This window comes from Limnothrix sp. FACHB-1083, from assembly GCF_014696485.1.
Lineage (GTDB): Bacteria > Cyanobacteriota > Cyanobacteriia > CACIAM-69d > CACIAM-69d > CACIAM-69d.
In genome coordinates, this window is sequence record NZ_JACJQD010000029.1 from 1 (window position 1) to 7,423 (window position 7,423).

A 7,423-nucleotide genomic window follows, 5' to 3' on the forward strand; every position below is an offset into this window, starting at 1 on the left:
TTATTTCAACTGGATTTGGCAGCATAGTCGTTTCAAAACCACGGCTGCTGAACGAGCGGGATTAGCGACTAGGGCATGGACTTGGCATGACATTGCTACCTATCCCACATTAATCTGATTCACTACCCAAGATTCTAACAAAGTTAATCTTGCTGATACAGGCTCAGGTTTTGCTCAAATTCTGCCGATAATTACTCAATTGTGGAAAATTATCAATTCTGGCAAAGCAGATCAAAATCGGATCTTTACTATTGCCATTGAGCAACCAGAGTTGCATTTACATCCTAAATTTCAAGGACTTCTAGTTGATACTTTAATTGATTCAATATACGTTGCAAAGGCAAATGGCATAGACTTAAAATTTGTTCTTGAAACTCATAGCCCAATTTTCATCAACCGATTTGGACATCAAATTGCCAATCAGTTACTCAAGTTTGATGATATCAACGTAGTTCTTTTTAACAAAGATGAAGAGACAGGATATACAACCGTCACAACAACTTCTTATGATGAAGATGGCTTTTTGAAAGATTGGCCTGTTGGCTTTTTGGAAGCAAATCTTGTTTAGATAAAATAGAGCTAATTCGATGTTTATCTACCTTCATGAATCTTTGGCATCGAATCAAATCATCGAATTATATGCAGATCATTTTTGCAATATTGCTTTAGCTGCACGAGAGGGAAATCATATTGTTTCGGGAGATCGGATTATTATGAAACTTTTGGCAGAATCAAAAATTCTGGGAAGAGAGCGCGAAGTCTATTTTACTTTGTATAACAAACTACAAGACTTAAATTCAATTAGAAAGAAATTAAAATTTCATATGAAGGTTGTAGAAGATGCAAGTAAGTATCCTCGGTCAACAGAGAATTGCTCTGAACAAATATTAAATATTTCAGAATTTTCCAAATCTTCTCTAAGTCAGCCAACAACACTACTTGGTGAAGACGAAAAAGATGCAAGAGTTTACCAAAAAATAGCAGAAAGTTACCTCAAGGAAAAAGAATTGGGGTTGATACGAATAAATTGTGTTCCGTGTGACGGCAATGGTGACAAAATCGGCAAAAAATTCAAGAGTGCTCAAAAACAATTAATATTTTGCTTAGGTATTGCAGATAGTGACCAAGAAGCCCCTGTGATTAAGTCAATACACGGATTGGATGGATATGGTAATACAGCAAAAGCACTTATGAAGGCCCGCGAAAGTAACAACACTGCAAGGTGTGACATTTATATAATTCCGGTTCGGGATATAGAGAATTTGTTTTTCTATGAAGTTTACGAATATTTTTTTCTCAAGAAGAAAAAAGATGATAAGAAGCAAGATTTATCCTTTTTCAAGGAATTAATTGATTCTCATAGCCAGCACATATTTCGCAAGGAAAAACATTGTGTTTTATGGTATGCCGACATCAAGAATGGCACAAGACTTGGTAAGGTTTTGATCAGAAATTCAGATGATCAGATTTATCAATTTTGGATAGGCTATGCAATGTACCTATTTGAAAGGTCAGAACTATGTAATATAAGGAAAGATTGCATAGACGCAAAAAGGTGCTCCGAGAACCCAGATCATGGAAACACAAAAGAAAAAATCAAAAAATGTCAGTGCTTTATAACTCCCAACCTAGGCGAGATCCTAGAAGATATTGACCAATATTTTGAGCAGGGAGAGAGAGAAGAAACATTTGTCAATTTACTCAATCGTTCTTGTTTACAAGACCCCATATTAGGAAAAGTATGGGAAGAAATTGGTGAAAAGATCACAGCATGGTGTTGCTCTGTCGAAGCAATTCGGACATCATCTCCGAGTAGAAACTCTAATACAGCTCAGTAATCAATGACTACTTCCACAATAATTGAGTTGAGAGAACAGAAGGAGATTAATTTATGGTGACGTGGCAAAGCTTGAGCAAACAAGCCGAACAACTCTCCTGGCGCGATCGCCTCGCCCTGATTTGGCAGCTAGTGCGATCGCTCCTGGGGCGATCGTCCAGCACAGAAAGCTCGCCCATCGCAGGAGTGCCCAATAGTCTCGCTGAAGCAGAAAAACATCAATCACCCATTTCTGGCATCCCTGGACAACACTTAGTCAAATTTGCTGGACTGATTCCCGCAGAAGATTTGCAGGATATCTCAGAAGCCATCACAACAGACTGCCGCCGGGTAAATCCCAATGATTGGTAGATATTTGCTGGATACCAACATCATCATTGCCCTCATCAACCAAGATTCAGCCGTTATTCAGCGCATTTCGGAAAATTCTGAAACTGCCATTAGTAGCATTACGGTTGGCGAGCTATGTTATGGAGCAGGAAAATCAAAGAAAACTACCGAAAATCTGGCAAAGCTAGACTCCCTCTTTGCTGAGATGTTGATTCTCGACTGTACCGAGGTTACGGGAAAGTTCTACGGCACAATCAAGAGCCAACTGAGAAAAAAAGGAAGACCAATTCCAGAAAATGATATTTGGATTGCTGCAACAGCTCTTCAGTATGATCTAACTCTTGTAACTCGCGATTCTGATTTTGAAGCTGTTGACAATCTAATCTTGGAGTCGTGGTAGCTCAAAGCTTTATTTTGCCCAAGGTTGAATACGGAAGTCGAACAGACCCATATTTTGAATTTCCAAGAGTAACTATAGATAATTAGACTAGAAAGACTAGGAGGCGATCGAGTATGGTGACGTGGCAAAGTCTGAGCAAACAAGCAGAGAAGCTCTCTTGGAGCGATCGCCTTGCCCTGATTTGGCAGCTAGTGCGATCGCTCCTAGGGCGATCGGTTCAACCTCTCCCTAACTTCTGGGAACGCCTTCAACAGTGGCGCAGCACCATTGATTGGGACGCTTGGAGTGACGATGATCCCTGGGCTGACGTGCGCGATCGCAACCCAGGGCGAAATGTAACCCTTTGATGCTGTTAATGCTATGGCTACCGATCCTCCTGTTTCCTATAACACCGACTTTTATGGCTGGATTCAGCAGCAGACCAACCTACTGCGATCGCGCCAATTCGACAGCCTTGATCTTGAAAATATTGCCGAGGAATTAGAAAGCTTGGGACGCTCAGAACGTCGTGCTTTGCTAAGTCAAATCACTCGTTTATATTTACATTTACTGAAATGGCATTATCAACAGGACAAGCGATCGCGCTCCTGGTTGATTAGCATTGTTGACGCAAGGGTTGAGATTCAGCGCCTGTTAGCCGATAACCCCAGTTTCAAGGCTTGGTTGCCAGAAGGAACCATGGCAGCTTATGCCGACGCTCGCACCAAAGCACAAGCCGAAACTGGCTTACCGATCGCCCTGTTTCCCGCTGAGTTGCCCTTCACATGGGAACAGGCCATGACCCAAGACCTTACATCAGAGGCTGTTTGAAAAATTAGGAGAGAGTATCCAATTCCGCCAATCGCCTCAGCATCAGGCGAATGTTGGCTAAAGGAATCATCGTCTCTGAATGTAAGGGCTAATGCTCTTTGACTTGCTTCGCCGGTTTGCAAACAGCCTCCAAAGGGAGACCAAATTCAGCCTTCGGTTAAGTGTTAATTCGATTCAGAGGCTTCTGATTCCCGAGACTCAGATTCCCCAGTCCAAATTTGTTCGGCAGGAGGCGTTAACCACCAGGCCAAGCCACCTAAGCCGGTTTCCGCCAGCACACTCACCAATCGATAGCTGGCCACGCTGGCCAACAGAGCCGCTGGATTGACGATCGACCCCAACAGGGCGATCGCCGCCGCTTCAAAAACCCCAACCCCACCGGGCGCACCGGGCACGACCAATCCCAACAACCAGGCCAACCCAAACCCACTGGCCAACCGAGGCAAATCCAGAGGATTAATGGCACTAAAGGCCGCCAGAGCTGCCAAAAAGCCCGCGCCCCGCCACAACAAAAAGCCCGTTTCCCCCAACAATGGCCCGATCGGGTATTGGCTCAGTTGGGCCGGTTGGTGATGGGGGTTGCTGTCGGTGGTTTGCAGTTTGCGGCGACCCAACCGTTGCAGCAGGGGATTCAAAATGCGGGGATGCACCGCCGCCAGCACTCCGATCGCCAGGGCTAACTGCACTCCCCACCAAGCCCGATCGCTCGCCAAAACCCCCAGCAGCAGAGCCGCCACCGCCATCAGTAACGGCTCCAGCAACACACTGGCCGCCGCCACTGGCCAAGCCACGCCCACCCGGCCCGCCGCCCGAATGCGACCGTAGAAATGCCAAACATTCCCCGGCAAATACTTGGCCACATTGGTCACCAGATAGGTGCGCAGTACCCAGCCACGCGGGGCCGATCGCCCAAAGGCCTGCAACAGCCAGCCCCACACCACCGCTGACCACAAGTGCGCCGCCGCCGTCAGCCCCAACGACAGGGCCAACCAGCCCCACCCTTGGATGGTTAACCGCAAGGTGGCAACTTCCGCCGCCCGATCGAGCAGTGTTTTCAGCAAAAAAGCGAGGACGAGTCCCAAGACCAGCCAGCGGCCAAATTTCTTCAAAGGGGTTTAACCAAAAATTGAGATTGCCATCAACAAGATAGCCACCCAGTAGCCGTTAAATGGCCCCCAATCAGACTTTTATGGGCAATCACAACCCGATCACAATCCTTGAGGCATTCGATCGCCATACCCAATGAAACACTGCCTGAAGCATAGCGGTCTAGGCACTGACGGTTACGCGCTGCGGGCCAGGAGTGCCGCCAACAACGGAAGACTGATCCAGCCCACCAGCTCAATCCGAATTAGCCAAGAGAGCCACTGAAATTGTGTTTGACCCAGTTGGGGAACCTTGCCTGCCCGCAAACTGCCAATCCAAGACACAAAGGAAATGGTTGGGTAAATCGATAAAGCCCCGACCAAGAGAAATAGGCCAACTTTGGTATAGAAAATGGGGTTGCCAAGGTAATAGTCAGCACCCTTGCCAAAGTAAAGAACCCGCAACGCTCCGGTGAATAAAACCAGAGAAGCGGAGATGCCGTAAATCACGTCAGCAATCAGAATTCGCCAGGCTTCCGCGATCGAGAGTTCTTTTTTGAGAGTCAGCAGTTCCACAGCCACAGCCCCAAAGGCCAACATGAAGCTGAGGTAATGGAAATAGGCAGTAATTGCGCTGGGCCACATGGTGATTGGAGGAGTTTTTAGTGAAGGGCAAGTGAAGGGCCAATAACAAATAATGGACTTAAACCGCTTTAAATCGCCCCCTTCAAAACGTGGCTTTGAAACCGCCATTAATAGTAATTGATAACTTTGCTGGCGATCGCCGGAAGCTGAATTTCCCGATGACGACAAGGGGGAGCAGGTGTCGGATCGGGTGGGGCTGTTCCAAAATGGGGTTTTCTGGGTGTTCCGCATTGGTTGCGGGGCCGGAAAAATCAGAAACCGAGGGCGATCGCGCCTTGGCGATCCCAATTTGCGGCATTTGCGGCCAGTTTCGACCCCGATTTTCCCCACGTTTTTAAGGTGAACAGCAGGTAAACAGCATGAGCAACACCCCGATCGACTTGAGTAATAAGACCATTTTGGTGACCGGCGGCGCGGGCTTCCTGGGCAAGCAGGTGGTGCAACAGTTGGTGGCGGCGGGGGCGAATCCTGAAAAAATCACGATTCCCCGATCGCGCGAGTGCGACTTGCGGCAATGGGCGGCCTGTGAGACGGCTGTGGCGGGTCAGCAGGTGGTGATTCACCTGGCGGCCCACGTGGGCGGCATTGGCCTGAACCGCGAAAAACCGGCCGAGCTGTTTTACGACAATTTGATGATGGGTACGCAATTGATCCATGCGGCCTATCAAGCGGGGGTGGAGAAGTTTATTTGTGTGGGAACGATTTGCGCCTATCCCAAATTCACGCCCGTGCCGTTTAAGGAATCTGATCTTTGGGAGGGCTATCCCGAGGAAACCAATGCGCCCTACGGGGTGGCGAAAAAGGCGCTGTTGGTGCAACTTCAGGCCTATCGAGATCAGTATGGCTTCAATGGCATTTATCTATTGCCGGTGAATTTGTATGGGCCGGAAGACAATTTCGATCCGGGTAGCTCCCATGTAATTCCAGCGCTGATTCGCAAGGTACATGAGGCACAACAACGGGGCGATCGACAGATTCCGGTTTGGGGCGATGGCAGCCCCACGCGGGAGTTTTTGTATTCCACCGATGCGGCGGCGGGCATTGTTTTGGGGGCACAGTTGCTGAACAGCTCGGAGCCGGTGAATTTGGGAACGGGTCGGGAAATTTCGATTCGTGATTTGATTGAGCTGATTTGCAAACTGATGGGCTACGACGGGGAGTTGGTTTGGGAAACGGACAAACCCAACGGCCAGCCGCGCCGCTGTTTGGACACGACGCGGGCGAAGGAACTGTTTGGGTTTGAGGCGCAAACGAGTTTTGAGGATGGGCTGCGCCAAACGATCGACTGGTATCGCGCCCATGCGGTTTAGGGGGCGATCGGGGGGCAATTGCTGAACTGGCTGAGGGGTGCGGGTTTCGCGATCGAGCGGTGGGGTCGTCACCCTCGACGCTGCCCGATCGCCCCTGTCAAGATGAGAGGCAATCACGCGGCAGGATAGCGCCATGAATATCTCCCCCAGCGCCCTTTACGGTTGGTATCGCGACACGATTCGGAACCCGAAATATCGCCTCTGGATTGTGGCGGGCACGCTGGTGTATCTCCTCAGCCCGATCGATATTGCGCCGGACTTTCTGCCGATCGCGGGCCAACTGGATGATTTGGCGATCGTGACCTTGCTGATTGCAGAGCTGTCGCAAATCGCGATCGAGTGGTTTAAAAATCGCCCCACGGTGAAGTCGGCTAGTCCTGCACCGGTATCGGATGCCGCTGTGGATGTGAATGCGGTGAATTTGGATAGCTAGGTTGAGATCAACGATGGAGCCAAACGGTTGAGAACTAGCGGGTTTCAAGAAGGGATCGCTCACTTTTGCAGCATAGGTGCAATCAGCATCCGAAATCTGGGCTTTATGGCTAGCTAACGAATGTCTGAATGGCTCGCTCGTAACCCGCTCACAAACTACATAAACCCGGCTTGAATGGTTTAGTAAAAACTAAAATCAGGGCAGTCCTTTTTCACGAAGCTGCCCTGATTTCGATTTTAGGAGCAACTTAATTCATCAGCTTCAACATACTTTCGGCCACGCCCGTTGCGGAAGCCGGGTTTTGACCCGTCACCAATCGACCGCTCACCGCCACATGGGGCTGAAAATTAGCCGCTTCCGTATGTTGAGCACCACGCTCAATTAAGGTCGATTCCAACAAAAACGGCATCACCTGCGTCAGCCCCACGGCCAGAAGTGTTGAATCTAAACACAAAACTTCATATTCTAGGCAACAAGAGTTTCTGGCAGTAAATCATAGCTCCAATGACTGATTGAGCCATAGCGACCGAGTACAACTTGCAAATATCGCAATTTATCTAGTAGCGTCTGACT

Annotated in this window: 10 protein-coding genes and 3 pseudogenes; 9 read left to right on the plus strand and 4 right to left on the minus strand. The window is 48.6% G+C overall.

Annotated elements, in window-relative coordinates; all coding sequences use genetic code 11:
• The 7 genes and pseudogenes from H6F46_RS18955 to H6F46_RS18985 form a co-directional block, all read left to right on the plus strand.
• A pseudogene (locus H6F46_RS18955) lies at positions 1-118 on the plus strand (IS1 family transposase); the annotation flags it as partial.
• 24 nt (positions 119-142) lie between these two features.
• Positions 143-568, plus strand: a pseudogene (locus tag H6F46_RS18960) (AAA family ATPase); the annotation flags it as partial.
• Positions 569-587: 19 nt separating this feature from the next.
• On the plus strand, positions 588-1,838 hold the full coding sequence (locus tag H6F46_RS18965; protein ID WP_190356313.1) for a hypothetical protein: 1,251 nt from the start codon (positions 588-590) through the stop codon (positions 1,836-1,838).
• 53 nt (positions 1,839-1,891) lie between these two features.
• The gene (locus tag H6F46_RS18970; RefSeq protein ID WP_190356314.1) at positions 1,892-2,188 is read left to right on the plus strand and encodes a hypothetical protein; all 297 of its coding nucleotides are present in this window, start codon (positions 1,892-1,894) and stop codon (positions 2,186-2,188) included.
• 4 nt (positions 2,189-2,192) lie between these two features.
• A complete protein-coding gene (locus H6F46_RS18975; protein ID WP_242028035.1) occupies positions 2,193-2,567 on the plus strand; it encodes a type II toxin-antitoxin system VapC family toxin in 375 nt (124 codons plus the stop codon).
• Positions 2,568-2,680: 113 nt separating this feature from the next.
• Positions 2,681-2,914, plus strand: coding sequence for a hypothetical protein (locus H6F46_RS18980; RefSeq protein WP_190356316.1), 234 nt, complete (start codon positions 2,681-2,683; stop codon positions 2,912-2,914).
• 13 nt (positions 2,915-2,927) lie between these two features.
• Entirely contained in the window at positions 2,928-3,377 is a 450-nt protein-coding gene (locus H6F46_RS18985) for a DUF29 domain-containing protein (protein WP_190356317.1), read from the plus strand.
• Between the two features lie 164 nt (positions 3,378-3,541).
• Here the strand turns inward: H6F46_RS18985 and H6F46_RS18990 are convergent, their stop codons facing one another.
• The 3 genes from H6F46_RS18990 to H6F46_RS19000 all read right to left on the minus strand — a co-directional run bounded on the left by H6F46_RS18990 (position 3,542) and on the right by H6F46_RS19000 (position 5,405).
• Entirely contained in the window at positions 3,542-4,486 is a 945-nt protein-coding gene (locus H6F46_RS18990) for a lysylphosphatidylglycerol synthase domain-containing protein (RefSeq protein WP_190356318.1), read from the minus strand.
• A 174-nt stretch (positions 4,487-4,660) separates the two neighbouring features.
• Positions 4,661-5,107 (minus strand): DUF2214 family protein, encoded by a 447-nt coding sequence (locus H6F46_RS18995; protein ID WP_190356319.1) that lies wholly within the window; start codon positions 5,105-5,107, stop codon positions 4,661-4,663.
• 82 nt (positions 5,108-5,189) lie between these two features.
• On the minus strand, positions 5,190-5,405 hold the full coding sequence (locus tag H6F46_RS19000) for a hypothetical protein (RefSeq protein WP_190356320.1): 216 nt from the start codon (positions 5,403-5,405) through the stop codon (positions 5,190-5,192).
• A 61-nt stretch (positions 5,406-5,466) separates the two neighbouring features.
• Between H6F46_RS19000 and H6F46_RS19005 the strand changes: the two genes are divergently transcribed.
• Positions 5,467-6,417, plus strand: a complete 951-nt coding sequence (locus tag H6F46_RS19005; protein ID WP_190356321.1) for a GDP-L-fucose synthase — start codon at positions 5,467-5,469, stop codon at positions 6,415-6,417.
• Positions 6,418-6,550: 133 nt separating this feature from the next.
• Entirely contained in the window at positions 6,551-6,850 is a 300-nt protein-coding gene (locus H6F46_RS19010; protein ID WP_190356322.1) for a YkvA family protein, read from the plus strand.
• 247 nt (positions 6,851-7,097) lie between these two features.
• Here the strand turns inward: H6F46_RS19010 and H6F46_RS19015 are convergent.
• A pseudogene (locus H6F46_RS19015) lies at positions 7,098-7,280 on the minus strand (type 1 glutamine amidotransferase domain-containing protein); the annotation flags it as partial.
• Positions 7,281-7,423: the final 143 nt, after the last annotated feature.